This window comes from Sorangium sp. So ce321 (genome assembly GCF_051530195.1).
Classification (GTDB): domain Bacteria; phylum Myxococcota_A; class Polyangia; order Polyangiales; family Polyangiaceae; genus Sorangium.
The window spans coordinates 573983-600296 of the sequence record NZ_CP150329.1 but is presented as its reverse complement, the minus strand read 5'-3'; the positions used below and the strand labels follow the sequence as shown (position 1 = coordinate 600296).

At 72.7% G+C, this 26314-nt stretch carries 21 protein-coding genes; 14 read left to right on the top strand and 7 right to left on the bottom strand.

The window, feature by feature from the left end; all coding sequences use genetic code 11:
- Positions 1-53: 53 nt before the first annotated feature.
- Positions 54-1169 (top strand): BPSS1187 family protein, encoded by a 1116-nt coding sequence (locus tag WME89_RS02370; protein ID WP_438007665.1) that lies wholly within the window; start codon positions 54-56, stop codon positions 1167-1169.
- A gap of 353 nt (positions 1170-1522) precedes the next feature.
- Here the strand turns inward: WME89_RS02370 and WME89_RS02365 are convergent, their stop codons facing one another.
- From WME89_RS02365 to WME89_RS02355, 3 genes are all read right to left on the bottom strand, one after another.
- A complete protein-coding gene (locus tag WME89_RS02365) occupies positions 1523-2356 on the bottom strand; it encodes a hypothetical protein (protein WP_438007664.1) in 834 nt (277 codons plus the stop codon).
- Between the two features lies 1 nt (position 2357).
- On the bottom strand, positions 2358-2822 hold the full coding sequence (locus WME89_RS02360) for an ABA4-like family protein (RefSeq protein WP_438007663.1): 465 nt from the start codon (positions 2820-2822) through the stop codon (positions 2358-2360).
- A 78-nt stretch (positions 2823-2900) separates the two neighbouring features.
- Positions 2901-3572, bottom strand: coding sequence for a TetR/AcrR family transcriptional regulator (locus tag WME89_RS02355; protein ID WP_438007662.1), 672 nt, complete (start codon positions 3570-3572; stop codon positions 2901-2903).
- A gap of 376 nt (positions 3573-3948) precedes the next feature.
- Between WME89_RS02355 and cobM the strand changes: the two genes are divergently transcribed.
- From cobM to WME89_RS02325, 6 genes are read left to right on the top strand one after another with little or no spacing between them, the layout of a single operon-like run.
- On the top strand, positions 3949-4743 hold the full coding sequence (gene cobM, locus WME89_RS02350; RefSeq protein WP_438007661.1) for a precorrin-4 C(11)-methyltransferase: 795 nt from the start codon (positions 3949-3951) through the stop codon (positions 4741-4743).
- Complete coding sequence (gene cobO, locus WME89_RS02345; RefSeq protein ID WP_437654361.1) at positions 4740-5309, top strand: cob(I)yrinic acid a,c-diamide adenosyltransferase; 570 nt, start codon at positions 4740-4742, stop codon at positions 5307-5309. Before cobM ends, cobO begins: the two co-directional genes overlap by 4 nt.
- The gene (locus tag WME89_RS02340; RefSeq protein ID WP_438007660.1) at positions 5309-6988 is read left to right on the top strand and encodes a cobyrinate a,c-diamide synthase; all 1680 of its coding nucleotides are present in this window, start codon (positions 5309-5311) and stop codon (positions 6986-6988) included. Before cobO ends, WME89_RS02340 begins: the two co-directional genes overlap by 1 nt.
- A complete protein-coding gene (gene cobU, locus WME89_RS02335) occupies positions 6985-7557 on the top strand; it encodes a bifunctional adenosylcobinamide kinase/adenosylcobinamide-phosphate guanylyltransferase (RefSeq protein WP_438007659.1) in 573 nt (190 codons plus the stop codon). The genes WME89_RS02340 and cobU overlap by 4 nt, the downstream gene beginning before the upstream one ends.
- Entirely contained in the window at positions 7554-8492 is a 939-nt protein-coding gene (gene cbiB / locus WME89_RS02330; protein ID WP_438007658.1) for an adenosylcobinamide-phosphate synthase CbiB, read from the top strand. The genes cobU and cbiB overlap by 4 nt, the downstream gene beginning before the upstream one ends.
- Positions 8489-10060, top strand: a complete 1572-nt coding sequence (locus WME89_RS02325; RefSeq protein WP_438007657.1) for a cobyric acid synthase — start codon at positions 8489-8491, stop codon at positions 10058-10060. The genes cbiB and WME89_RS02325 overlap by 4 nt, the downstream gene beginning before the upstream one ends.
- A 130-nt stretch (positions 10061-10190) precedes the next feature.
- Here the strand turns inward: WME89_RS02325 and WME89_RS02320 are convergent, their stop codons facing one another.
- Positions 10191-13658: a cadherin-like beta sandwich domain-containing protein gene (locus tag WME89_RS02320; RefSeq protein WP_438007656.1), complete on the bottom strand. Its 3468-nt coding sequence runs from the start codon at positions 13656-13658 to the stop codon at positions 10191-10193.
- 416 nt (positions 13659-14074) lie between these two features.
- Complete coding sequence (locus WME89_RS02315; protein WP_438007655.1) at positions 14075-14284, bottom strand: hypothetical protein; 210 nt, start codon at positions 14282-14284, stop codon at positions 14075-14077.
- 103 nt (positions 14285-14387) lie between these two features.
- Between WME89_RS02315 and WME89_RS02310 the strand changes: the two genes are divergently transcribed.
- Positions 14388-14777 carry a hypothetical protein gene (locus WME89_RS02310; RefSeq protein ID WP_438007654.1) on the top strand — a complete coding sequence of 130 codons (390 nt, stop codon included), beginning with the start codon at positions 14388-14390 and terminating at the stop codon, positions 14775-14777.
- A 353-nt stretch (positions 14778-15130) separates the two neighbouring features.
- Complete coding sequence (locus tag WME89_RS02305; RefSeq protein ID WP_438007653.1) at positions 15131-16099, top strand: hypothetical protein; 969 nt, start codon at positions 15131-15133, stop codon at positions 16097-16099.
- A 34-nt stretch (positions 16100-16133) separates the two neighbouring features.
- Here the strand turns inward: WME89_RS02305 and WME89_RS02300 are convergent, their stop codons facing one another.
- Complete coding sequence (locus WME89_RS02300) at positions 16134-16661, bottom strand: hypothetical protein (protein WP_438007652.1); 528 nt, start codon at positions 16659-16661, stop codon at positions 16134-16136.
- Between the two features lie 265 nt (positions 16662-16926).
- A complete protein-coding gene (locus WME89_RS02295) occupies positions 16927-17595 on the bottom strand; it encodes a hypothetical protein (RefSeq protein WP_438007651.1) in 669 nt (222 codons plus the stop codon).
- A gap of 221 nt (positions 17596-17816) precedes the next feature.
- Here WME89_RS02295 and WME89_RS02290 point away from each other — a divergent pair, with 221 nt between their 5' ends.
- From WME89_RS02290 to WME89_RS02270, 5 genes are all read left to right on the top strand, one after another.
- Positions 17817-20057 carry a DUF362 domain-containing protein gene (locus WME89_RS02290; RefSeq protein ID WP_438007650.1) on the top strand — a complete coding sequence of 747 codons (2241 nt, stop codon included), beginning with the start codon at positions 17817-17819 and terminating at the stop codon, positions 20055-20057.
- Positions 20058-20070: 13 nt separating this feature from the next.
- Positions 20071-20775: a regulatory protein RecX gene (locus WME89_RS02285; protein WP_438007649.1), complete on the top strand. Its 705-nt coding sequence runs from the start codon at positions 20071-20073 to the stop codon at positions 20773-20775.
- Between the two features lie 112 nt (positions 20776-20887).
- Positions 20888-24292 (top strand): ATP-binding response regulator, encoded by a 3405-nt coding sequence (locus WME89_RS02280; RefSeq protein ID WP_438007648.1) that lies wholly within the window; start codon positions 20888-20890, stop codon positions 24290-24292.
- A gap of 378 nt (positions 24293-24670) precedes the next feature.
- Complete coding sequence (locus WME89_RS02275) at positions 24671-25645, top strand: lectin-like protein (RefSeq protein ID WP_438007647.1); 975 nt, start codon at positions 24671-24673, stop codon at positions 25643-25645.
- 57 nt (positions 25646-25702) lie between these two features.
- Positions 25703-26119 (top strand): GAF domain-containing protein, encoded by a 417-nt coding sequence (locus WME89_RS02270; protein WP_438007646.1) that lies wholly within the window; start codon positions 25703-25705, stop codon positions 26117-26119.
- Positions 26120-26314: the final 195 nt, after the last annotated feature.

Below are 26314 nucleotides of genomic sequence, written 5' to 3'. Positions count from 1 at the left end.
GATCCGGCTCGTTCACCGCGGTGCGCCGGAGGTGATCTGGTAACGTTTCGAGCATGCGGATCACGGCGTGGGTCGGTTGCGCCTGGTGGGCGCTCGGGTGCGTGGCGTGCGGCGGCTCGTCGAGCGACGGCGGTCCCCCGGGCGCTGGCGGCGGAGCAGCCACGGGCACCGCTACTACCGGGACCGGCGGCGCCGCCGCGACCTCCGGAGTCGGTGGCTCTGCGAGCGGCGCGGGCTCTGCGAACGGCGCGGGCGGCGCGAACGGCGCGGGCTCTGCGAACGGCGCGGGCGGCGCGGGCGGCGCGGGCGGCGCGGGCGGCGCGCCGCGCGAGTTGCACGTGGACACGAGCTCGCCCGAGCTCAACGAGATCCGGTTCAAGCCCAGCGAGCTCGATCCAGAGGTCTCCGACCGCGACCTGGAGCAGGTGGCCCTCCTCGACACTCGGGTCGCGCGGTTCGCGGGCAAGCTCGTCGTCACGCTGTCGGGGAGCAGCCAGCCTCCCGGCCCGCTCGATCTCACCCGCTTCGTCGCCGCGCGCGGCTTTCACGCGTTCGCGGTCGCCTACAAGAACGACTACAACATCGTTCAAAATGATCCGGACACGTTCGGCGACGCGCGGCTTGAGGCGTTCGACGGACAGGACCACACCGCGCTCATCGAGGTGGCAAGGGCCGACAGCATCGAAGCGCGGCTGGCGAAGGCGCTCGCGCACCTGAAAGAGGTCCACCCGCAAGGCGACTGGGGCTACTTCCTCGAAGACGACGGGAGCCCGCGCTGGTCGGTCATCATCTTCAGCGGCCACTCGCACGGCGCAAGCTCGGCCGCCCGCATCGGCAAGGTCGTCCGGCTCGACCGGGTGGTGTCGCTGGCCGGGCCGCGCGATACGAACCCGGTGAGCGCCACCTGGCTCTCGGAGCCGTCGGCGACGCCCGTGGATCGCATGTTCGGATTGACCGGCGAGCGCGATGAGCAGCACCCGGATCACCTCAAGGCGTTCGACCTCATCGGTCTGCCCGGCGAGCTCGTCGAGGTGGACGTCCCGGGCGCGGCGCCGCCGTACGGCGGGTCGCACCGGCTCGCGCTCAAGGACGGCGACCACGGAGCCGCCGGCAACTGCGGCGCGCACGTCGCCGTCTGCGAGACGATGTTCGGCTTGCCGCTGCCGTGATGTCGCGCTCCCCGTCGAGTGAGGCTGCCGCGAGGACCCGTCAGTCTAGCTAGCCGCGGCGTCGAGCATCGCCCGAACGGCGGCGGTAGCAGCGAGGAGGGGGCTCGCCGCGCCGCGCTCTCTCTCTCTCTGCTCGGCAGCTTCATTGCCCGGAGGACCGCCGTGGCAGCTTCGTCAAAGTACGTGGCCGACACGAGGCAGAGGACGAGCGAGATGAAGATCTCGTCACGGGATACGGTCACGATAGGAAGCAGGTAAGCAGGATAACCGGGGGCGGGTCCAGGCGGGACGAACAGGCCGGCGTCTCCCGCGGACGCAGCGCGTCCGGGCGGGACGCGAGCCCCCTCCGCGCGCTACATTCGAATCAGCGGTCGCCCTGCGAGGGCCATGAGGAAGAGCCCCAGCGCGACGGCGCCATAGCCGACGCCGAACGCGATGACCCATCGCGCGGCCCGCCGCGGGCGCGACGCCGGGCCCGATCCCCGCGTCGACAGCCAGTACCCGACCAGCGGGATGGCCTGCAGGCCGTGCATCCCGAAGAAGTGCGCTGCGCGCAGGTCGCCGCCTTGCGTGCTCCAGTTGATGATGGGGAGCCCGGGCCCGCCGTCCGCGACGCCGACGCTGTGCCCGCTCTGCTGGGACATGAACGCGCCTTCCGCGCAAGCCAGGAGGAACACGAGGAGACCCAGCCGGATGCCCCAGAGATAGGGAGTCGGCAGCGGCGGTCGCGTCGTCCAGAACCTGTGCGTGAGGTACGCCGCGAGCCCCGTGTTCGCCAGGATGGCGACGCCCATGAGCGCGAACACCGCTCCGTCGAACGGCGACGATTGGTTGAAGTGCGACGTCACACCCCGCGCTGCCTGCATGGTGATCGCGATCATCTCGAAGCTCACCAGCGCCACCGTGCCCCAGACGACCGCCCTCCGGCCCCTCGGCGGGAGCGCGACGTCGCCGATGAGCCAGTTGATCGTCAGGAGGTAGATGGCGATCGAGGCGGCGAATTTCGCCGGCTTGATCCACGCGTTCACCCCCATCACGAGGCGCTCGTCGAGCGAGGCGAGGCCGAGCAGCAAGACGAGCAGCGCGAGGTGGACGACGGCCGCCGTGAACAGGACAGGGCTTCGCCTGAGGAGCTCCTCGAGCGAGCGAGGGAGCTGGAGCGATGTGCTCATCGAACGCGCGTTCATCTCAGGCCTCCTTCACGCGGCGGCTCGCCGAGATCGCGCCGTGGGCGTGCGCCTGTCGACCGGCGAGGGCGCGGACGCCGAGGTAGAGCGAGAACCCCATCGGGCCGAGCATGAGCGTCAGATAGAGCACCGGGGCCATGAGCCAGGGCGAGATGTCGCGATCCCGGCTGTCCAGGTACACCCACCGGCCCACGAAGAGATCGAACGCGAGGAAATGAACCCAGCCTATCGTGGCGCCGGCGGGGGAGCCGAGCAGCGAGGCGACCGACTCGAGGCTCGGCCGGTTGACGATCGGCAGCACCTCGCGGAGGGCCGGCAAGACGAGCGCCGTATAGAGCAGCGCGGGCGCGAGGATCACGAGCGGTGACTCCATGATCCGCCGCGTCCAGCGGGCGCGGGGCAGGAAGATCATCAGGCCCCAGAACGGCAGCACGAGCAAGCCACTCAGACCAAAGACTCGATCCATCACATCCTCCATCAACGCAAACATAACGGTGAAACTAATAGTAACAGTGTTAACTTTATGAGAAAAAAAAGAGAGCGATCAGGGGCGCAGGCCTCGGACCATCATCTTGATGGCGATCTCCAGGGTCCGGTCGACGTTCTCGGCCGTGAAGCGGCCGCGGTCGGCCAGGCCGAGGGCGGTGATCCCGTGGACCAGGGCCCAGATCACCTGGCTGTGGAGCTCCACGTCGCCGCGCTGCATCACGCCGGCATCCATCGCGGACGCGACCGCTGTTTGCAGCACATCGAACGAGCCGATCATCGGCTGCTGCTGCTCCTTCCGCTGGTCGAAGACGAAGTCGAACCGCTGCATGAACATCAGCCGATAGTGCACCGGGTTTTCCATGCCGAACCGAACGTACGCGGCGCCGAGCGCCTCGAGCCGCTCGAGCGGCTCCGCGGTGCTCTCGGCGGCCGCGACGAGCGCCCGCTGGAACTCGGTGAAGCCCTCGAGGACGATGGCGAACAGGAGATCGTCCTTGTTCTCGTAGTAGCGGTAGATCGTCGTCGCCGAGTAGCCGATGCGCTCGGCCACCTGGCGCATCGAGAACGCCTCGTACCCCTGCTCCAGAAACAGCTCGCCCGCCGCCGCCAGGATCTCGCCCCGCAGGTTCTCTTTCTGCTGCTCGCGGCGCTGCAAGCTCGACGCCTGCAGGCGCTCCGCCTGGGTCGTGCCGCCTGTCTTCGTGGTCTTCAAGCGCGTGCTCGCCATGTCCGTGTCGTCTGGCCGGTGGGCGGCGCCGGCCCTCCCGTCGCCTCCATCGTCTCCCGTTCGTAACAGTGTTACTTTGTATAACGGTGAAACCACGGACCGTCAAGACAAGGATGTCGATGGGCCTCCTCCAGGCCGGCCTGCCTGGCGGGACAGGCCGGCCTGCCTGGCGGGACCCCTCCGCGCCGCGCGCCGCGCTCCGCCGAAGCGCGCGCGGGGGACCTCCGCGCGCCGCACCTCGGGAGAGGCCGAGCGACGCTGACGCGACCGGAGGCTCCACGATGGACCCTGGCGTTCGCCTCGCGACCGCTCTAGCTTCGCGCGCCGGCGGTCCCTGGCGGGAATGGCCGGTACACGAAACGAGGACAGAACCCCCATGCGCGTCTACATCATCGGCGCGGGCCCGGGCGACCCCGGGCTCATCACGGTCCGCGGCGCCGAGCTCGTCGCCCGCTGCCCCGTCGTCATGTACACGGGCTCCCTCGTCCCGCGGGAGATCGTCGCGACCGCGCGGCCGGACGCCCGGGTCATCGACTCCGCCGGCATGACCCTCGACCAGATCGTGGCGGTCTTCGTCGAGGCGCGGGACGCGGGGCACGACGTGGCGCGCGTGCACACGGGCGATCCGGTCCTGTTCGGGTCGACCGCCGAGCAGATGCGCCGGATGGATGAGCTCGGGATCCCCTACGACATCATCCCCGGCGTCTCGTCGTTCACCGCGGCGGCGGCGGCGCTCGGGCGCGAGCTCACGCTCCCCGAGCTGTCGCAGACCGTGATCCTGACGCGCGCCGAGGGGCGCACGCCGGTGCCGCCGGCCGAGCGCCTCGAGGAGCTCGCGCGCCACCAGGCGACGCTGTGCCTGTTCCTCAGCATCACCCTGCTCAAGGACGTGACCGAGGCGCTCATCCCTTCCTACGGCGCCGATTGCCCCGTCGCCGTCGTGCACAAGGCGAGCTGCCCGGATCAGAAGATCGTGACAGGCACGCTCGCCGACATCCGCGAGAAGGTGCGCGCCGAGGGGATCAAGAGCCAGTCGATGATCCTGGTCGGCCGCGTGCTCACGTCGACGGACTTCGCCGATTCGCGGCTCTATGATCCGGAGTTCAGCCACCGGTTCCGCAAGGCCGAGAAGAAGCCCCGCGATCCGCGCTCGGCCGAGGAAGGCTCGTGAGCGCCGACCAGGGCGCCGGGGCGGGCGCGGCCGGCGCCGCGGCGGCAGGCAGAAAAGGGCTCGTCGTCGTCTACACCGGCCACGGCAAGGGCAAGACGACGGCCGCGCTCGGGATGGTGTTCCGCGCGCTCGGCCGGGGCATGCGCGTCGCCGTGGTGCAGTTCATCAAGGGCAAGTGGAAGACGGGAGAGCGCCTGTTCGCCGAGACGCTCCCCGGCCTCACCTTCCTCGTCATGGGGCGCGGCTTCACCTGGGAGAGCGACGACCTCTCGCGGGACAAGGCGGCGGCGCGCGCGGCCTTCCAGGAGGCGGCGGCGCTCATCGCGGGCGGCGAGCAGGACATCGTGGTGCTCGACGAGATCACGTATGCGCTCCACTACGGCTTCGTCGCCGAGGAGGAGCTCCTCGCGGCGCTGCGCGCGAGGCCCGCGCACGTGCACGTGGTGATCACCGGCAGGAACGCGCCCGACGCGCTCGTCGAGCTCGCCGATCTGGTGACGGAGATGAAGTCGGTGAAGCACCCGTTCGAGCAGGGCCACAAGGCCCAGATCGGAGTCGATTTCTGATGTCCCGGGCCATCCCCCGGCTCGTGGTGGCGGGCACCGCGAGCGGCGTCGGCAAGACGACCGCCACGGTGGCGATCGCGCGCGCGCTCCGCGCCCGCGGCCTGAAGGTCGCGCTGTTCAAGTGCGGCCCCGACTACCTGGATCCGACCTACCACGCGCGCGCCGTCGCCGGGACGTCGCACAACCTCGACGGCTGGATGATGGGGCGGGAGGCGGTCCTGTCGACGTTCGCGGCGGAGACCGCGGGCGCCGACATCGCGCTGATCGAGGGGGTGATGGGGCTCTTCGACGGCGCGAGCCCCACGGGAGAAGAGGGCTCGACGGCCGAGATCGCGAAGTGGCTCGAGGCGCCCGTCGCGCTCGTCGTGGACGCGTCCGGCATGGCCCGCAGCGTCGCGGCGCTGGTGCAGGGCTTCGCGGGGTTCGACCCGGCGCTGCGCGTCGCCGCGGTGGTGTGCAACCAGGTCGGCAGCCGGGGCCACCTCGACATCCTTCGACAGGCACAGCGCTCGCCGCCCGTGCTCGGCGGCCTGCCGCGGGACGCGGCGCAGAGCTTCCCCGAGCGGCACCTCGGCCTGCGGACGGCCGACGAGGCCGCGCTGCCCGAGGCGCGCTTCGACCACTGGGGCGCGCAGGCCGAGGCGTGGATCGGGCTCGACGCGCTGCTCGCGATCGCGCGCGCGGCGCCGGGCTTGCCCGAGGTGGCGGCGGCGCCCGCGGCGGTGGCGACAGCGGCGGCGGCGCCCGCGGCGGTGGCGACAGCGGCGGTGGTGACAGCGGCGACGACGACGCCAGCGGCCGGCGAGGCCCGCGCCGGGGCAGCGCGGCCCCGGGCGCGCCTCGGCGTGGCGTTCGACGAGGCCTTCCACTTCTACTACGCGGACAACCTGCGCCGCCTCGAGGCCGCCGGGGCCGAGCTCGTGCGGTTCTCGCCGATCCGCGACGCGCGCCTGCCCGACGTCGACGGGCTCTACCTCGGCGGCGGCTACCCCGAGGCGCACGCGGAGCGCCTGGCCGAGAACGCCGCGATGCGCGCCGAGATCCGCGCGTTCGCCGACCGCGGGGGGCCGATCTACGCCGAGTGCGGCGGCCTCATGTACCTGACCGAGGCGATCCGCACGCTCGACGGGCGCGCGCACCCCATGGTCGGGCTCGTGCCGGCGGAGGCCGTGATGTGCGAGAAGCTGCAGGCGCTCGGCTATGTGGAGGTCGAGACGCAGGCGCGCACGATCCTCGGCGGCGCCGGGCTCCGCTTCCGCGGGCACCAGTTCCGCTACTCCGAGCTCCGGCCCGCGCGGACCGAGCCGCCGCCCGCGCAGGCGGAGCCGCCGCCCGCGCAGGCGGAGCCGCCGCCCGCGCAGGCGGAGCCGCCGCCCGCGCCCGCCGCACAGACATCGCCGACGCCGCCCGCGGCGCACGCATCGCCGACGTCCCAGGCACCGCCCGCCGGAGCATCGGCGCCCGCAGCGCCAGCAGCGCCGGCGCTCGCAGAGGCGCCCTTGCCGATCGAGCACGCCTACTCCGTGCGGCGCCGGCGCGGCGGCCAGGTCGCGCGCGAGGGGTACCGGGCGCAGAGCGTCCTCGCCTCGTACGTGCACGCGCACTGGGCCTCGAACCCGCTCGTCCCCGAGGGGCTCGTGGCGAGCGCCGCCGCGCACCGCAAGGAGCAGGGGCGATGAGCGGCGAGCCCGCAGCGCCGCGGCGGGTCGCCCTCGTCGGCGGCGGCGTGCGCTCCGGCAAGAGCGCCTTCGCGCTCTCGCTCGGCCGCTCGCTCGGCGCGCGCCGCGCCTTCATCGCGACCGCCGAGCCGTTCGACGACGAGATGAGGGCGCGCATCGCCGCCCACATCCGCGAGCGCGGCGACGAGTTCGCCACCGTCGAGGAGCCGGTCGCGCTCCCGGAGCGCATCGCCTCGCTCTCCAGCGTCGACGTCGTCGTCGTCGACTGCCTCACCCTCTGGCTGTCGAACCTGCTGCTCCGCGACCAGACCGAGGGCCAGATCCTCGAGCGCATCGAGGCGCTCGCGGCCGCCGTCGAGTCGGCGCGGCCCCACGTCGTCCTCGTCTCGAACGAGGTGGGCATGGGCGTGGTCCCCGAGAGCCCGCTCGGCCGGGCGTTCCGCGACATGGCCGGGCGCGCGCACCAGCGGCTCAACCGCTCGGCCGGCGAGCTCTACGTGGCCATGATGGGCGCGATCCTGCGCCTGCGCCCCGGCCCGGTCGCCGTCATGGACGAGGGCGCGCGATGACCTCCGCCGCCGCGCTGCTCGTGGCCGTCGCCCTCGACCTCGCCTGCGGCGAGCCCCCCGCGCGCGTCCACCCGGTCGTGTGGATGGGCGCCGCGATCAACGCGCTGAAGCGCCGCGCGCCCGCCGGCGGCCGCGTGGCCGAGCTCCTCTGGGGCGCGCTCATGGCCCTCGCCGTGCCCTCCCTCTTCGCCGCCCTGGGCGCCGGGCTCGCGGCGCTGCTCGCCCCGCACCCGGTGTTTCGGTTCACTTTGTTAGGACTATTTCTCAAGCCCACCTTCGCCCTCCGCGCGCTGCGCGACGCGGCGCTCGGCGTGCGCGACGCCCTCGCGGCCGGCGACGTCCCCGCGGCGCGCGGCGCCCTGCGGAGCCTCTGCAGCCGCGACCCGTCGGAGCTCGACGAGCCCGCGCTCGTCGCCGCGTCGATCGAGTCGGTCGCGGAGAACGCGTCGGACAGCTTCGTCGCGCCGCTCTTCTACTTCGCCCTCTTCGGGCTGCCGGGCGCGCTCTTCTACCGCGCGGTGAACACGCTCGACGCCATGGTGGGCTACCACGGCCGCTACGAGTACCTCGGCAAGGCGTCGGCGCGGCTCGACGACGCGCTGAACTTCGTGCCGGCGCGGCTCACCGCGCTCTTCTTGCTCGCCGCCGGGTGGCTCCGCGGCGCCGACGCGCGCCGCGGCCTCGCCGTGCTCCTCCGCGACGGCGGCCGCACCGAGAGCCCGAACGCGGGCCGGCCGATGGCGGCGATGGCCGGGCTGCTCCAGGTCGAGCTCGAGAAGCGCGGCCACTACCGCCTCGGCGACCCGGCAGCGCCGCTCCAGCGGGAGCTCATCGCCGAGGCCTGCCGCATCGTTGTGCTCGCGGCGCTGCTCTTCGCCGCTGTCGCGGCGGGCGCGCTCGCGGCCGTCTCCCTCGGAGAGGATCCCTGGCGATGAGCGCGCTCACGGTGATGGTGCAGGGCACCGCTTCCTCGGTCGGCAAGAGCCTCCTGTGCACGGCGCTCTGCCGGATGTTCCAGCGGCGGGGCCTGCGGGTCGCGCCGTTCAAGTCGCAGAACATGGCCCTGAACTCGTTCGCGACCCTGGACGGCGGCGAGATCGGCCGGGCGCAGGCGGTGCAGGCCGAGGCGGCGCGCGTCGCGCCCACGGTCGACATGAACCCGATCCTGCTCAAGCCGGAGGGGGACTCGCGCTCGCAGGTGGTCGTCCTCGGCAAGCCGATCGGGAGCCTCCACGCGCGCGATTACTTCGCTTACCGGGGCGAGCTCAAGGACATCATCGCCCGCTCGCTCGGGCGGCTGCGCGAGGCGCACGACGTCGTGGTGATCGAGGGGGCGGGCAGCCCGGCGGAGATCAACCTGAAGGACCGCGATATCGTGAACATGCACGTCGCGCGCGTGGCCGACGCGCCGGTGCTCCTCGCCGGCGACATCGACCGCGGCGGGGTGTTCGCGGCGCTGGTCGGGACGATGGCGCTGCTCGAGCCCGACGAGCGCGCGCGCGTGGCGGCGTTCGTGATCAACAAGTTCCGCGGCGACCTCAAGCTGCTCGAGCCGGGGCTCGAGATGCTCACGGCGCGCACGGGGGTGCCGGTGCTCGGCGTGGTGCCTTACGTGAAGCAGCTGCGCATCGCGGACGAGGACTCGGTGGCGCTGGAGGGCCGGCGCCGGCGGGGGCCGGCGGGCCCCGGGCAGCTCGACATCGCGGTGGTCCGGCTGCCGCGGATATCGAACTACGACGACGTGGAGCCGCTGGAGCACGAGCGGGGCGTGGTGGTGCGGTTCATCGAGCGGCCGGACGAGATCGACGGCGCGGACCTCGTGGTGCTCCCCGGGACGAAGAGCACGATGGCCGATCTCGCGTGGCTGCGCGCGAGCGGCCTGGCCGAGGCGGTGTCGGCGCGCGCCCGGCAAGGCGGGTGGACGCTCGGGATCTGCGGCGGCTGCCAGATGCTCGGCGGGGCGATCGAGGACCCGGAGGGCGTCGAGTCGGCCGAGCCGTCGGCGCGGGGGCTCGGGCTGCTCGACGTGTGGACGCGGTTCGAGCGGACCAAGACGACGGCGCAGGTCCGGGCGCGGATCGCGGGCGACTCGTTCCTCGGCGCGGCGGGCGCGCCGCGCGCTGGCGAGGGGGAGCTGACCGGCTACGAGATCCACATGGGCCAGGTGGAGCGGCTGGGCGGCGCGCGCGCGGCGTTCGCGATCGGGTCGAGGAGCGGCCGGGACGAGGCGGCGCTCGACGGGGCCGTGTCGGCGGACGGCGCGGTGGTGGGCACGATGATCCACGGGATCTTCGAGAACGACGGGCTCAGGCGCTCGCTGCTCGCGGCCCTGCGCGCGCGGAGAGGACTCCCCGCGATCGTCGATCGCGAGCCGGCGATCCCGAGCCGGCACGACGAGTACGACCGGCTCGCCACGGCGGTCGAGGAGAGCCTCGATCGCGCGCTGCTCGACCGCATCGTGGGCCTGGACGCGCGCGCCCGGAAGGCCGCCGACGGGCCGTGAGCGGCGGGGGCCGGGGCGAGCCCCCGACGCGCAGCGCGCGCCGGGGGCGCCCTCCTCCCCTCGCCGCCTCGCGGGAGCAGCTCGTCGAGAGCGCGCCCCCGCGGTCGCGCGGCGCGGCGCGGCGCTCTTCCTACCAACGCGCGCTGTAGCAGGCGCCGCTGCCGGACGCGGCGTCGCTGGCCTGGTCGCCGTCGACGCCCGTGGCGCTGCTGTCCTCACCGGCCGCGGCGACGACGATGGTCGTGCCCGAGAGGGCCAGCCGCGCCCCGAAGGCGTCGGACGCCCCTGTGTTCGACGCCTTGATGTACGAGGCCTGCTTCCAGGCGCCGCCGGAGCGCTCGAACAGGTACGCTGCCCCGCTGCCGGAAGCGGCGTTGTCGGACTCGACGCCGCCCCAGCCCACGGCGCCGCTGTCCTCGCCGGACGCGCCCACCGCGAGGAAGTCCCCGTCGATCGAGACCGAGGCGCCGAAGGCGTCGCCGACCTCCGCGTTGGAGGCCTTGAGGTAGGCCTGCTGCGTCCACGCGGCCCCGCCGCGCGTGAACACGTAGACGGCGCCGCTGCCGGCAGCACCGTTGTCCGCCTGCGCGCCGTTCACGCCCGTGGCGCTGCTCGCCTCGCCGATCGCGCCCACCGCGAGCGTGCTTCCGGAGAGCGCCACGCTGGTGCCGAAGGCGTCGCTCGCGCCCGTGTTCGACGCCTTGAGGTACGCCTGCTGGGTCCAGGTCGACCCGCTGCGCGTGAACACGTACGCGGCGCCGCTGCCGGCAGCGCTGTTGTCCGCCTGCGCGCCGTTCACGCCCGTGGCGCTGCTCGATTCGCCGGTCGCGCCCACCGCGACCGTGTTCCCCGAGATCGCGACGCTCGAGCCGAACAGGTCGCCCGCGCCGGTGTTCGACGGCTTGAGGTACGCCTGCTGGGCCCAGGTCGCCCCGGTGCGCACGAAGACATAGGCGGCGCCCGCCATCGAGGCCCCGTTGTTCGTCTGCGAGCCGTTCACGGTGGTGGTGGCGCTGTCCTCGCCGGGCGCGCCCACGACGAGCGTGTCCCCGTCGAGCCCCACCGCGTGGCCGAAGAAGTCCTGCGCCTCGGTGTTGGACGCCTTGAGGTAGGCCTGCTGGGTCCATGTCGCGCCGCTGCGCACGAAGATGTAGACAGCGCCGGAGTTCGGCGCGGTGTTGATCGCCTGGTTGCCGTTCACGCCGGTGGCGCCGCTGTCCTCTCCCCGCGCGGAGACCGCCAGGGTGTCCCCCGAGAGCGCGAGGCTGTAGCCGAAGTCGTCGTTCGGATCGGAGGTGGACGGCTTCAGGTACGCCTGCTGGGCCCAGGCGCCGCCCTCCCGCGCGAACACGTACACAGCGCCGGAGTTCTTCGAGTTGTCGGTCTGGTTCCCGTTGACCCCGGTGGCGGCGCTGTCCTCGCCGAGCGCGGAGACGGCGAGCGTGTCGCCGTCGAGCGCGACGGCGTAGCCGAACAGGTCGCCCGCCTCCGTGTTGGAGGCCTTGAGGTACACCGAGGTGAGCGCGCCGCGGAGGACGACCACGCCATAGGTCGTCGCGTCCCCGCTCGGCGCCGTGACCTCGATGGAGATCGGCGTGGCGCCGCCCTCGGCGAGCGTGATCGGCGACGAGGCGCTCCCGGAGGCGACGGGGGTCCCGTTGACCTCGATCGCGGCGCCCGGGGCCGACGCCGTCGGCGTGACCCTGATCGACGCGATGTGCTCCGCGACGGACAGCACGTACAGCGCCGAGGCAGGGTCGAAGTCCGGGCTCAGGCTCCCGTTCGAGACCGAGAGGCCGGAGAGGCGCGCGTCGGTGCTCGCGCAGGCGCCCGCGACGCACGCCTCGGCCGCGCTGCAGGTCGAGCCCGCGCTGGCCCCCGTGCAGTCGCCGGTCGCGCCGCAGTAGGTCGCGTCGGTCGAGGGGTCGACGCAGGCGCCGCCGCAGGCGACGAGGGGCAGCGCGCAGGAGGCCTCGCACGCTCCCTCGCTGCAGATCTCGCCGGCGCCGCAGGCGGATCCCGCGCTGTCTCCGGTGCAGTCGCCGCTCGCGCCGCAATGGTCGCGATCGGTGTCCGGGTCGACGCACGTGCCGCCGCACGCGACGAGCCCGCTCTGGCACGAGAGCTCGCACGCGCCGGACCCGTTGCAGATCTCGCCGGCCGCGCACGCGACACCCGCGCTGGCTCCGGTGCAGTCGCCGCTCGCGCCGCAATGGTCGCGATCGGTGTCCGGGTCGACGCACGCGCCGCCGCACGCGACCAGCCCGCTCTGGCACGAGAGCTCGCACGCGCCGGACCCGTTGCAGATCTCGCCGGCCGCGCACGCGACACCCGCGCTGGCTCCGGTGCAGTCGGCGCTCGCGCCGCAATGGTCGCGATCGGTGTCCGGGTCGATGCACGTGCCGTCGCACGCGACCAGCCCGCTCTGGCACGAGAGCTCACACGCGCCGGACCCGTTGCAGACCTCGCCGGCCGCGCACGCGACACCCGCGCTCTCTCCGCTGCAGTCCCCGCTCGCGCCGCAATGGTTGCGGTCGGTGCCCGGGTCGATGCACGCGCCGTCGCACGCGACCAGCCCGCTCTGACACGAGACCTCGCACGCGCCGGACCCGTTGCAGACCTCGCCGGCCGCGCACGCGACACCCGCGCTCTCTCCGGTGCAGTCGGCGCTCGCGCCGCAATGGTCACGATCGGTGTCCGGGTCGACGCACGTGCCGTCGCACGCGACGAGCCCGCTCTGGCACGACAGCTCGCACTCCCCGGCGCCGTTGCAGACCTCTCCGGCCGCGCACGCGACGCCAGCGCTCTCTCCGCTGCAATCGGCGGTGGCGCCGCAATGGTCGCGATCGGTGTCCGGGTCGACGCACGTGCCGTCGCACGCGATGAGGCCGCTCTGACACGAGAGCTCGCATTCCCCGGCGCCGTTGCAGACCTCCCCGGCCGCGCACGCGACGCCCGCGCTCTCCCCGCTGCAATCGGCGGTGGCGCCGCAATGGTCGCGATCGGTGTCCGGGTCGACGCACGTGCCGTCGCACGCGATGAGGCCGCTCTGGCACGAGAGCTCGCATTCCCCGGAGCCGTTGCAGATCTCTCCGGCCGCGCACGCGACCCCCGCGCTCTCTCCGGTGCAGTCGCCCGTCGCGCCGCAATGGTCGCGATCGGTGTCCGGGTCGACGCACGTGCCGTCGCACGCGACCAGGCCGCTCTGGCACGAGAGCTCGCATTCCCCGGAGCCGTTGCAGACCTCTCCGGCCGCGCACACGGCGCCCGCGCTGTCACCGCTGCAATCGCCCTTCGCGCCGCAGTGCTCGCGATCGGTGTCCGGGTCGACGCACGTGTCGTCGCACGCCAGGAGCCCCGCCGTACACGTCGCGGCGCACTGGCCTGCCCCATCGCAGAGCTCACCCGCCGCACAGGCGATGTCACACGACCCACAGTGCGCTGCGTCGGTGGCGAGATCCACGCACACATCGCCGCACAAAGACTGACCTGCCTCACACTCGGGTACCCCGCCGCTCGTCGTCCCGGGGGACTCGCTCGTACATGCAGCGATGAGGAAGACGAAACCGAGCAGGAAGAAGAAACGAAGGTGGGGCATGGTCAACCTCGATGTAGGGCCATGGCGCCGTCGCTGGATCCACGGCCGGGCCACGGTGAGAACGGGCGATTTCGCTGGATGACGACGGGTGACTGCACGTGGTACCTGGCCGGTGCGATCCGGCTCGCGACCACACCTCGCGAGAGGTGCGGCCGCGTCGCGCAGCGCGCGGCGCGCTCGAAGGGAGATCGATCGCCGAGGGTAGACGATCCGCGCGCCGCGGAGCCAACTGGAAAGACACGAGGCCGCCTGGAAAGCCTACCCGGCCTGACCGGCGGCCGCCGTCGCGCGGAGCTCGGTTTCGGCGCCAGCGGCTTCGCGCTCGAGGAGCCCGACGACCTGGATTGCGCCGAGGCGCGATCCCGATCGCGCGGTGATGGGAAGCTTGCCGAACGGCCTGAACGAGGGCACGAGCCCTACCGCGCCCGCGAGCGTCCCTGTCGCGGCGAGCTCGACCGCGCGCTCGCCACAGGGCGGCTGATGGAGCTCCGAGAGCGCGTCGTATCTCCGATCCCGACGCCCGCCTCCTCGATGTAGGGCACCTTGCCCCTGGGCGCCGCCGCGAGATCGAGCGGCGCCGTCTCGCAAGGGATGCCGGCGATGCGGAGCCACGTCTCGAGCTTCATGCAGGGCGGGCTCACGTTCGGTAACCCCCGGGCGCGCGGCGGTTGAACCCGTCGAATCATGGGTCCTCCCGGACGCGTCACGCGTGGGCCTGGCCCCGCGGGCGTGGCCCGCGCAGCCTGGGGCCGCGCCGAAGATGGGGTCGAACGCGCAGGCGGCGTCGCCGAGGACCGCGAGGCCCTCCAGGTGCGCGGCATGCGCTCGAAATGGCGCCTGCGGTCCGCCGGTGACCCGGACGCGGTCCGCGCTCACGCGCAGGCCGGACACGGTCGTTTCATCCAGGATCTCGACGTTGGGGAGCGAGCGCACGCGCTGTCGAACGTGGTGCTCGAGGAACGCGCGGCTGCACTGGAGCAGCGGGATGCCGCTCGCGAACTGCGCCTTCCAGACGCCGCAATGGTACCAGGCGATCTGCTCGCTGAAGTCTCGCAGGAGGGCGCCGCCGGACGCCATCGCCTCCACGATGCCCGTGCTCTGCCAGGACGCGGGCGCTGACGAGCCCGGCCATGCTCGCCCCGATCACGACGGCATGCGCGCCCCTGAAGCCGCCCGTCCCGCGCGCGTCGGGCCGGCTGCCCCCGCTCGATGAGCTGCTCATGACTGGCTCCGCTCCATCCATCCCCTCATCATCGACGGCTCCGCACAGTTGCTTCGCCGCCGCCCGGTGCGAGCTCGCCAGATTGGCACGCTCCCGTCCGAGCCAGGATGATCATGGGACAGGCCGCGCGTGGTGCCAGCGCCCAGCACGCTGATCCCGCGCAGCCTCGCGGGCCTGATCCGCGGACAGCATGGAATAAAATCGATGCACGCCCGATGCCGGCGCGCCGTGGACGACACACCCTGTCGGCATGATCCGACTCGGCTATGTCTGTCAGTCGCTCGGGATGCCGGAGCCCTCGTTGAAGACCGCCCAGCTCGGTCGCTACCTGAGGGGCGTGGTCGAGCTGACGCCGATCTACAGGTACAACGCCGAGTATCTCCGGCGATCCCTCGTGCACTCGACCGGCCTCGGCCTGACTGCGCACCGCGTCTCCAGCGACCTCTTCCCGCTCCTCGACATAGCGCCCGGGGCGCGGATGCTGGTGCCGGACCTGCGATCCGTCCGCCGCGCAGCGAAGCGGGGCGACGTGCACCTGTCGAATCACCCGAGCCAGTTCGTCGTGCTCTCCTCGCCGCGCGAGGAGGTGCTGCTGAACTCGCTCGCGATCATGAACGACCAGGGCTGGGTGATGGATCTGCTCGGCGCGCAGGGCTCGATCACCCTGCACGGCGGCGGTGTCCACGGCGACCGCGAGAGCACCGCCGCGCGGCTCCGGCGCGGCATCGCGCGGCTCGCGCTGCCGGCGCTGCAGCGGCTCGCGCTGGAGAACGACGAGCGCTGCTGGACGGTGCCGGAGCTGCTCGAGGCCACCGGGGGCGAGGTGCCCATCGTCTTCGACTGCCTGCACTGGGCGGCGAACCCGCGGCGCGCGCCCTACGAGGTGGAGCTCGACCTGGCGCTCCGCAGCTGGCCGGCGGATCGGCTGCCCGAGCTCCACTACAGCGAGCAATGGGAGGGCAAGCCGGCCGGGGCGCACGCCGAGCACATCACCGGCCGCGGGCTGCTCCGCTTCTGCGAGGAGGTCGAGGAGGCCTCGGGCGGGCGCGAGGTCGCGCTGCTCGTGGAGGCGAAGCAGAAGGACCTCGCCATCGCCCGCGCGCTCGACGAGCTGACCCGCCGGCAGCGAGCGCGGATCGAGGCGCTCGTCCCGGGCCTCGCGGCGGCGTCGGCGGCCCGGCGCGCGATCGGCGCGCCGCGCCTCGGCGCGCCCGCGTGACGGGGCGCCGGGGCGGGACATCGGGTCACAGCGGTCAGGGCTCGCGGGCGGGCGGGTCCGGGTCGGCCGGGCGCGCGAGCCAGAGCGTGAAGGCGGCGAGCCCGGAGCAGAAAACGAGGGTCGCCCCGAGCGACATGCCCACGAACACAGGATCTTCGTGGAGCCAGGGCGCGCTGCCGGCCCTCCACTCGCTGTAGGTGCCGAGCCGGAAGGTGCGGTCGACCTGCCCGAAGATCCAGATCGCGCAAGCACCCAGGATACCCAGGTATACGCTCCGGTTGGCGCGCGCGGCACCCCGCTGGCCGAGCGCGGCGCCGAGCAGGAAACCCAGGTTGCCCGACGCGAAGAAGACCACGAGGAAGATCGGCAGATAGAACGGATACGCGGCGATCGAATCGGCGTGCCACGCCATGTGCGCCGTCTCCCAGCCGAAGTAGTTCATGAGGAAATAGACAGGGATCCAGCTGAAGAAGAAGATGTTGAAGAGGTTCGTGGCCAGGAGCCCGCGGCGGCGGTCCTCCGCGCGCCCGTGGCGGAGCCCCCGGCGAGCCGCGTCCGCCATCACGCAGCCGACCGCAAACGCCAAAGCAACATGGACCTGCACCATGACGCCCCCTGGACAGGCCAGCTGCCATCGCCGGCGCCGTCCAGGATGGAGCCTGGTGCCGCGCCTCGGCGCCGCCATCGGGTGATGGCCGGACCCGAGCAGCAGCGGAGAGGCGGAGCGAGGTCCGCGCTCGCGCTCTCTCCCCGTGCGCCCGTCCTTCCCTGTCTGCGCGCATTCCCGCGCGCCGCGGTGGTTCGACCTGGAGGGCGCGCGCCCCGGCTCACCTCCTCGTGAGCCGGAGGTAGCTCGTCAGCGGCCCCGCGCCGCTCCCTGCTTCCGAAGGCTGCGCGGCCATCGTGAGCGAGGACCCCTCCACGCAGAACGGCACCTCCGCCGGCGCCTCGCCGTTCGACTCGGTGATCAGGCTGGATCCGGAGACAGACCAGGTGCCCGTCCCGGCCGTGGTGCGCTCCACGAGGACCAGGTTGCACACGCAGTCCTGGCCCGCGGCCGCGCACGTCGCCGACTCGTAGGGCGCCTCGCCCCGAGCGATGAGATCCTGCATCGACTGGTCGAGCTGCGCGCAGGTGAGCGTGGCCTGCTCGAAGACGAGGCACGGCGGAGGGTACACCGCCTTCATCGGTCCTGTTATCGTGGACGTCGTGGTGTAGGTGCCGTCGGACTCGAACTCGGCGCTTCCGTTGAACTCGACGCCGCTGACGTCGATCTCCGCGCCGCAGTCCGCGTTGATCTCCGCGAATATCGAGCGATCGAGGCACGTCTCCGCGATCGTCCACGATCCGGTGGGATCACCGCCGCACGCCTGCGCCTCTGCGCAGGCACCTCCGCCGGTGCTGCCGTCATCGTCGTTGCCGTCGTCGCCGCACGCGGACAGCGCCAGGAGGCAGGTCGAGAGCAAGATCGCGCAAGCGCGAGAGAATCGTTTCATGACACGCTCCATTCAGACGAGAGCCCCCCAGGATCCGCCCTGCATAACAGGGTCCCTCGCCCATCGGGAAGCGGAGCAAGAACCCGGATCGCGCGCGCACGACGGCGTGGTCGGCGGCGGTGGGAGCGGCGAAGCGCCCCCGTGCGGCCGCGTCACCCGCGCGCGCCCGACGGTTTCCGTCTTCTCCCCGCCGCCTTTTCGCCCCATGGTGGGTAGCGAGGATGAACAGCACACGAGCGAGCCACGGCCGCCGAGCGCGGCGTCTATCGGTCGCCATCGCGGCGCTCCCGGCGCTGCTCGCGCCCCTCGCGGGCTGCGAGGACCGCCAGCGCCAGCCGGACGGCCCCCCCGGCGACGCCGCGCCCACGGTCGTGCCAGAGGCCGGCAACGTGCCGCCTGCGCTGGCGGCGCCGGCGCCGGGGCCGACCGCGTCCTCGTTCGCCGCCGCCTCCGCGCACCCGGCCGTGCCCACCGCGACGCCGAGCGCCTCGAGCGACGTTGTCGCGGGCGCGTCGCAGCGGTACGAGGCCGGCCCCTCGGTGATCGCGTCGGACAGCATCGACGGCGCCGCCCTGAGGAAGCGGCACGTCGCGCGGCTCAAGGCCGACGACTCGCCCGTCACCGTGCTGCGCGGCCAGGGGCCCCTGGAGCTCGGCAAGCGCATCTGCGAGGCGGTGGTGCCCCGGCGGCCCGCGGAGACTCCCGTGCTCCTCAAGCCGAACCTCTGCGGGTTCGACAGCGTGAAGGACCCGGCGAAGCACAAGGGCGACGACGGCGTGACCGGCCGCATCACCCAGCCGGAGTTCGTGCGCGGCGTCGTCCAGTGCCTCAAGGCGCGCGGACACACGAAGATCACGATCGCCGAGGGCTGCGGCCACTCGCACAAGTTCTGGAAGGATATCGCGCAGCGGACCGGCTACGAGGCGATGGCCGCGGAGGAGGGCGCCGCGCTCGTCGCGATGGACGACGACGGCGTCTACGACGTCGCCGGAGACAGGCCCGGAAAGCCCCTCGCCATCGCCGGTATCCAGGCGACGCGCGTCCCGACGCTGCTCATGCCGAAGGTGCTCGCCGAGCACCTGGATCACGGGCTCTTCCTGTCGCTCCCGCGGCTCAAGATGCACAGGTACTCGGTCATCTCGGCCGGCATCAAGGGCATGCAGGGCACGGTGATGCTGTCGGACAGCGCGCCGGCCTACAAGCAGAAGTGGCGGATGCACCGGGAGCTGAAACAGTACCTGGACACGAAGGGGCCCGGCCAGGAGGACCGCGCGCTCTACCTCTCGTCGCTCCGCGCCTTCGCCGAGCGGATGGTCGACGTGCTCGAGATCTCCACGCCGGACGCGGTGCTCGGCGACGGCGCGCCGGCGATGGGCGGAGATGGCTTTCAGGTCCTGCAGCCCACCGCGGAGATGGTGGCCATCGGCGGCACGAACCCGGTGCGCGTCGACCGGGTGGTGGCGGAGTTCATGGGCGTGTGGAACAGCCCGGCGCTCGCGCGCGAGCTCGGCGGCCACCGGACATCGCCGCTCATCGAGGCGGCGGCGAAGCGCTTCGGGCTGGATCTCAAGGCGACGGCGATCACCGGAGACGGGGCGGACCTCCTGAAGAGCCCGAGGCCGGTCCACTACAAGGCGATGGCGCCCTTCCGGCTGGACTGGGAGCCCGGCCAGGCGCCCCCGCCCGACGCGAAGGCGCCCGAGCCGGCGCCGCCCGCCGCGGCGAAGGCGCCCGAGGGCCCGCCGGACGCCGGGCCGACGGCGCTCGAGGGCCCGCCCGACGCAGGGCCCAAGGCGCCCGACGGCCCGCCGGACGCCGGGGCCCCCGCCAGGCCGGAGGCGCACGCGCCGCCGCTGCCGCCCGGGGAGAAGGTCGCGATCGACGGGAAGGCCGACGACGCGGCCTGGAGCCGCGCGCCGGCCGTGTCGTGGGACACCGACTACGCCGGCAAGAGCACCGGAGTCCTGACGCGGGCGCGCTTCCTCTGGTCGAAGGAGGGGCTCTATGTCCTCTTCGAGCTCTCGAGCGCCGGGCTCAACACCGATCATTCGAAGCCCGTCGGCGTGGAGCGGCCCGGGCTTTACAAGGAGGACTGCATCGAGCTCTTCCTGACGCCCGCGCCAGCCTCGCCGAGGCGGTATTTCGAGGTGGAGATCGGGCCGTTCGGCCATTACTTCGACATCGCGATCGACCGCGACGCGCGCCTGGAAGACACGGCGTGGTCGAGCGGCGCGACCATCGCGACGCGCCGGAGCGCGCAGGCCCGCACGGCCGTCATCGAGGCGCTGCTCGCGGCGCCGGGGATCGTGAACGCGCTCGCCCCGCGCGCGCGGCTGCCCATGAACCTGTACCGGATGGAAGGGAAGGAGCCGCGCCGCTACCTCGCGTGGAGCCCGCCCCGCACGAGCAAGCCGAACTTCCATGTGCCGGAGGCGTTCGGGGCGCTCGTGCTCGATCCGTGACACGCTGGCGCGCATGCCGATCATCACGGGGATCGTCCCCTCGCCCGACAGGCCCGGCCACGTCGTCATCCTGGTCGACGGGGTCGAGTTCGCCACGGTCCCCGAGGCGAGCGCCGCGGACCTCGCGCCCGGGCAGAGCAACCCGGCGGGCCCGGCGGCGCCGCCCCGGCGCCCCGGCGAGGGCGCGCCACCCGGCGAGGGCGCAGAAAAGACCGGCGCGGGCGCGCAGAAGACCTACGAGCGGGCGCTGCGGCTCCTGTCGTTCCGGGCGCGGTCGGCCAGGGAGCTGGAGAAGCGCCTGATCGAGAAGGGCGAGCCCCGGGACCACGTGGCGGCCGCGATCCAGCGGCTCTGCGCGAACGGGCTGCTCGACGACGCGCGCTTCGCCGAGGCGAAGGCCCGCTCCGGCATCGTGGGAAAGCCGCGCTCGCGGCGCCGGATCGAGCAGGACCTGGCCCGCAAGGGCGTCGCGCGCGACGTGGCCGACGCGGCGATCCGGCAGGTGATGGCCGACGAGGGGACTGACGAGCTCGCCGTGGCCGAGCGGGCAGCGCGCAAGAAGATGCGCACCCTGGCGCGCCTCGATCCAGCGGAGCAGCGGCAGAAGCTCTATGCATTCCTCGCGCGGCAGGGATACGCCCCCGACGTGGTGCGCCGGGCGCTGCGCGCGGTGATGGACGTGCGCGACACGCCGCCGCCGGACGGCGAGGTGGAATAGCGCCGCTGTCCCGCCGCGCTCGGCGCTCGGCTCGCCCCATTCACCTGACTCGCATGGCGGGCGCCTGCGCGTCGGCCCTTCTCCGGCCACCGGCGCCACGCTACAAGGAGCCATGTCGTTCACGCCGGATGGTGCGTCGTCGGATCGCGCGGACGCTCGGGCCGTCCTCGCCGGAGGCGGCGAGATGGGCGAGCGCATGCGCGCAATCGACTGGGCGAGCACGCCGCTCGGCCCGGTTTCGTCATGGCCGCAGAGCCTCAAGACGTGCGTGCGTATCATCCTGACCTCGCGCCAGCCGATGTTCGTCTGGTGGGGCGACTCGCTCATCAACCTCTACAACGACGCCTACAAGTCGATCGTGGGCGGCAAGCACCCCGCGGCGCTCGGGCAGCCCGCGTCCGTCGTCTGGCGCGAGATCTGGGACCAGGTGGGGCCGCGCGCCGCGTCGGCGATGCGCCGCGACGAGGGCACCTACGACGAGGCGCTCCTCCTCATCATGGAGCGCCACGGGTACGAGGAGGAGACCTATTACACGTTCTCCTACAGCCCGGTGCCGAACGATCAGGGCGGCACGGGCGGCATCATCTGCGCCAACACCGATGACACGCGGCGCATCATCGGAGAGCGGCAGCTCGCGCTCCTCCGCGATCTCGCGGCGCAGACCGCGAACACGCGCACGTGGGAAGAGGTGTGCGCGCGCAGCGCGCTCGCGCTCGCGACGGACGCGAAGGATCTCCCGTTCGCGCTCCTCTACATCCTGGACGCGGACAGGCGGCGCGTGCATCTCGCGGGGTCCACCGGGTTCGCGCGCGGGCACGCGACGGCCCCGGAGACGATCGCGCTCACGGAGGCGTCGCCCTGGCCGCTCGCCGAGCTGCTGCGCGAGCACGACGTCTGCCGCGAGCTCGAGCTCCCGGCGGGCGCGGGGGCCCTCCCGACCGGCGCCTGGCCGCGGCCGCCCGTGCGCGCCGCCGCGCTCTCGATCTCCCCTCCAGGCGAGACGGGGCGCGCGGGGGTCCTGATCGTCGGGTTGAATCCATTCCGCCTCTTCGACGGCGATTACCGCGGCTTCCTCCGCCTCGTCGCCGGCCAGATCTCGGCGAGCATCGCCAACGCGCAGGCGTACGAGGAAGAGAAGCGGCGCGCCGAGGCCCTCGCCGAGCTCGATCGCGCGAAGACCACCTTCTTCAGCAACGTGAGCCACGAGTTCCGCACGCCGCTCACGCTGATGCTCGGGCCTCTGGAGGACGCGCTCGCGTCCTCCAGAGGGAGCCTGTCGGGCGTCGACCTCGAGACCGCCTACCGCAACGCGGTCCGCCTCCTCAAGCTGGTCAATGTCCTGCTCGACTTCTCGCGCATCGAGGCGGGCCGCATCCAGGCGTCCTACGAGCCGACCGATCTCTCCGCGCTCACCGCGGACCTCGCCAGCGCCTTCCGCTCCGCGATGGAGCGCGCGGGGCTCGCGTTCGAGGTGGACTGCCCGCCGCTGCCCGAGCCCGTCCACGTCGATCACGACATGTGGGAGAAGATCGTGCTGAATCTCCTCTCGAACGCGCTCAAGTTCACGTTCGAGGGGACCATCGCGATCTCGCTCCGCGCCCACGGCGATCGCGTCGACCTGACCGTGCGGGACACCGGGACGGGCATCCCCGAGCACGAGCTCGCGCACCTGTTCAGGCGGTTCCACCGCGTCCAGGGCGCGCGGTCCCGCACCCACGAAGGGTCCGGGATCGGGCTCGCGCTCGTCCACGAGCTCGTCCGCCTCCACGGCGGGGCCATCCACGTGGCGAGCAAGGTCTCCGAGGGGACGACGTTCACGATCTCCCTGCCGCTCGGGACCGCGCACCTCCCCCAGGACCGCGTGAACGCCCGGCGGACGCTGGCGTCGACGGCCACGGGCGCGGCGCCGTACGTGCACGAGGCGCTCCGCTGGCTGCCCGGCGCGGAGGCCGGCGAGGACGTCCACGTCGCGCCGGCGGGGCTGACCTCGCCGGCGGACGCCGCGATCGAGGCCGTCCCGGCGGCGCGCATCCTCCTCGCGGACGACAACGCCGACATGCGCGAGTACGTCGGGCGCGTGCTGCGCGAGCGCTGGACGGTCGAGGCGGTGGCCGACGGCGCCGCCGCGCTCGACTCCGCGCGCGCGCGCCCGCCGGATCTCGTGCTCACCGACGTGATGATGCCGAACCTCGACGGCTTCGGCCTGCTCCGGGCGCTGCGCGGCGACGAGCGCACGAGGAGCGTCCCGGTGATCATGCTCTCCGCGCGCGCGGGCGACGAGTCGCGCGTCGAGGGGCTCGAGGCGGGCGCGGACGATTACCTCGCCAAGCCGTTCTCCGCGCGCGAGCTCGTCGCGCGGGTCGCCACGCACCTCCAGATCGCGCGCCTGCGCGCGGCGGCCGAGCGCGAGCGCGAGAAGCTGCACGACCTCTTCATGCAGGCGCCGATCCCCATCGCGGTGTTCGTCGGCCCCGAGCACCGCTACGAGGTCGCCAACCCCCCGTACTGCGAGATGGTCGGCCGGCCGGAGATCGTCGGGAAGAACGTGCGCGAGGTGTTCCCGGAGCTCGGCGAGCACGAGGTGATCGCGACCCTGGACCGCGCGCTGAGGAGCGGCCAGCCGCTGCGCATCACCGAGCTGAACATCCCGATCCGGCGCGGCGGGGTGGCGAGCGACGCCTTCTTCAACTACGTGGCGCAGCCCATCCGAGACCCCTCCGGCGCCGTCACGGGCGTCATGGTGGTCGCCTTCGAGGTCACCGATCAGGTGCTCGCGCGGCGCCACATCGAGCGGCTGAGCCAGCACCGCGAGGAGCTCATCGCGGCGCTCGCGAAGACGAACCAGGAGCTCGACCAGTTCGCCTACGTCGCCTCGCACGACCTCAAGGCGCCGCTCCGGGGCATCGCGAACCTGTCGGAGTGGATCGAGGAGTCGCTCGAGGGCAAGCTCGACGACGAGACGCAGGAGCACATCCAGCTCCTGCGCGGGCGCGTGCGCCGCCTCGAGACGCTCATCGACGGAATCCTCCACTACTCGCGGGCGGGGCGCGTGCGCGGGGACGCCGTCAGCGTCGACACCGGCCAGCTGCTCGCCGAGGTCGTCGAGCTGCTCTCGCCGCCCGCCGAGGCCCGGGTCGAGATCGCGCCCGGGATGCCGACGCTCGTCGCGGAGCGGGTCCCGATGCAGCAGGTGTTTCAGAACCTCATCAGCAACGCGCTGAAGCACGCGCGCCGCGGCGACCCGCGCGTCGAGGTGACCTGCGCGGACGCCGGCGAGTTCCACGAGTTCGCCGTGAGGGACAACGGGCCAGGCATCGCGCCCGAGTACCACGATCGCATCTGGGGTCTCTTTCAGACCCTCGAGTCGCGCGACAAGGTGGAGGGCACCGGGATCGGGCTGTCCGTCGTGAAGAAGATCGTGCAGAGCCGCGGCGGGAGCGTGTGGGTCAGCTCTCACCCGGGCGCAGGCGCGACCTTCTTCGTGCGCTGGCCGAAGCGTGTGAAGGAGGAGGCGTGAGTGCGCGAGAGTGACCGTGAGGACGCACACGCCCGGACACCTTCTCCTCGAAAATTGACGAGTTCAATTTTCTCCTTGGCTTGAAGCCACGCTGTCCGCATACTCGCGATCTATCAAGTAGGGTGGGAGTACACTCGCTCATTCGATGACGAGCGTGCTCCGCCCGACAGCCGGCACCTCGGGCAGCAGCGCTCATTTCGTGGGCCGCGGACGCGCCAGGGCCAGGGGGAAGCAGGGGGCCTCGGGGGGCTCGAAAGGCATCCTACCCCGGCTCGGAGCGCAGCGGGCTCACGGGTGCGCCCGCTGCCAGCGCTGCCGCGCCGCGCCGCGCCGCGCCAACGCGGCTCGCCGACGGGATTCATCACATCTGGAGGGAACATGCTCAAACAGCTCGCTCGGATCTCTCGTTTTCTGGCGCTACCCCTCACCGCGGCCTCGCTGGCCGCCATCGGCCTGGCGGGCTGTAGCACCGCCGGCCCCGACGCGGCGGAGGTCGAGCAAGGGGGTGTCTCGAACGTGCTGATTGACGCCCAGAGCGTCGCGCGCCTCGCCCCTGGCGAGCGGCTCTCGGTCGACCTGCGCGCGCGCGACGTGGTGGCGCACTTCGCCTTCGACGGGCTCGACTTCGGCCGGGTCGATCTCGACTTCGGCGATCAGGGCAAGGCGCCGATGGCAGAGGTGATGGAGCCGCTGTTCTCGCACCCGTACAGCCCGCTCGAGGCCCGGGAAGGCCGCTTCGTGATCACGGCAGATCCCGCGAACCTCCCCGAGCTCACCGCGGACGACATCGCGGCCCTCGAGGTGGAGCGGATGATCGCGCGGGAGCACGGGAGCCGCGCGCCGAGCGCGCAGCCCCAGTCGATCGACGACTGCGTCGAGCAGACGATCTACTTCTACGTGGACATCGTGGTCAACGAGACGGTGCAATCGGTCCTGTGCGCGCACACCATCGTCGTCTGCGGCTCGACGAGGTGCGACACGCAGACGCACAACGGGCACGATTACCTGTTCTGCGACGGCCAGGAGTCGTGGACCGACGCGAAGGCGACCTGCGCGAGCCGGGGCATGAGCCTGGTCACGCTCAACGACGCGTCGGAGGAGGCGTGGGTGTCCGGCGCCGCCTCGGCGTACTCGACGCAGAAGTGGTGGATGGGCCTGAACGACAGGGCCTCCGAGGGCACGTTCGGCTGGGACAGCGGCGAGCCTGTGTCGTACAGCAACTGGTACCGCGGCGAGCCGAACAACGCCGGCAACAACGAGGACTGCGGCCAGCTCAACCGGTTCTACCCTGAGCTCGGCTGGAACGACGAGCCCTGCTCTCTGCACCTGCGCTTCATCTGCGAGTCCGACTGACGGCGCCGCCCGGGCCTCCCGGTTGACGCGGGCGCCGCGCCGGTCGAGGGTGCGGGCATGCATGCGCGCCGAGAGTCGCTGGAGCCGTGGCTGCGGAGCTTCATCGCCGAGAGCGGCGGTATCGCCGGCACCGTTCACCTCATCGAGGGGGACGCGCTCGCGCTCGCCGCCGCCGTGAACATCCCCGAGAAGGTGCAGGAGGTCACGCGGGTGGTCCCGCGCGGCAAGGGGATGGCCGGGCTCGCCTGGGAGCGCGGCCAGCCCGTGCAGACATGCAACCTGCAAACGGACTCGTCCGGCGACGTCCGGCCAGGGGCCAGGGCTGTCGCGGCGCAGGCTGCGGTGGCCCTGCCGGTGCGCGACGCCTCGGCCGGCGTGCGCGCCGTCGTGGGGATCGCGTTCGCCGGCGAGCGCGATCTCGACCAGGAAGAGCTCGCCAGGCTCGCCGAGCGCGCGGGCGCGCTGCCGGCCTGACACCCCCGCTCCGGGGGCGCTGCCGCGCCTGGCACCCCGGTGCCGCGCCTGGACACCCCGGTGCCGCGCCTGGACACCTCGGTGCCGCGCCTGGACACCCCGGCTCCGGGGTGCTGCCGGCCTGACACCCCCGCTCGGCGCGCGCTGCCGCGCCTGGACACCGCGGCACCGGCGCCGCGGCCCTTGTCTTTCGCG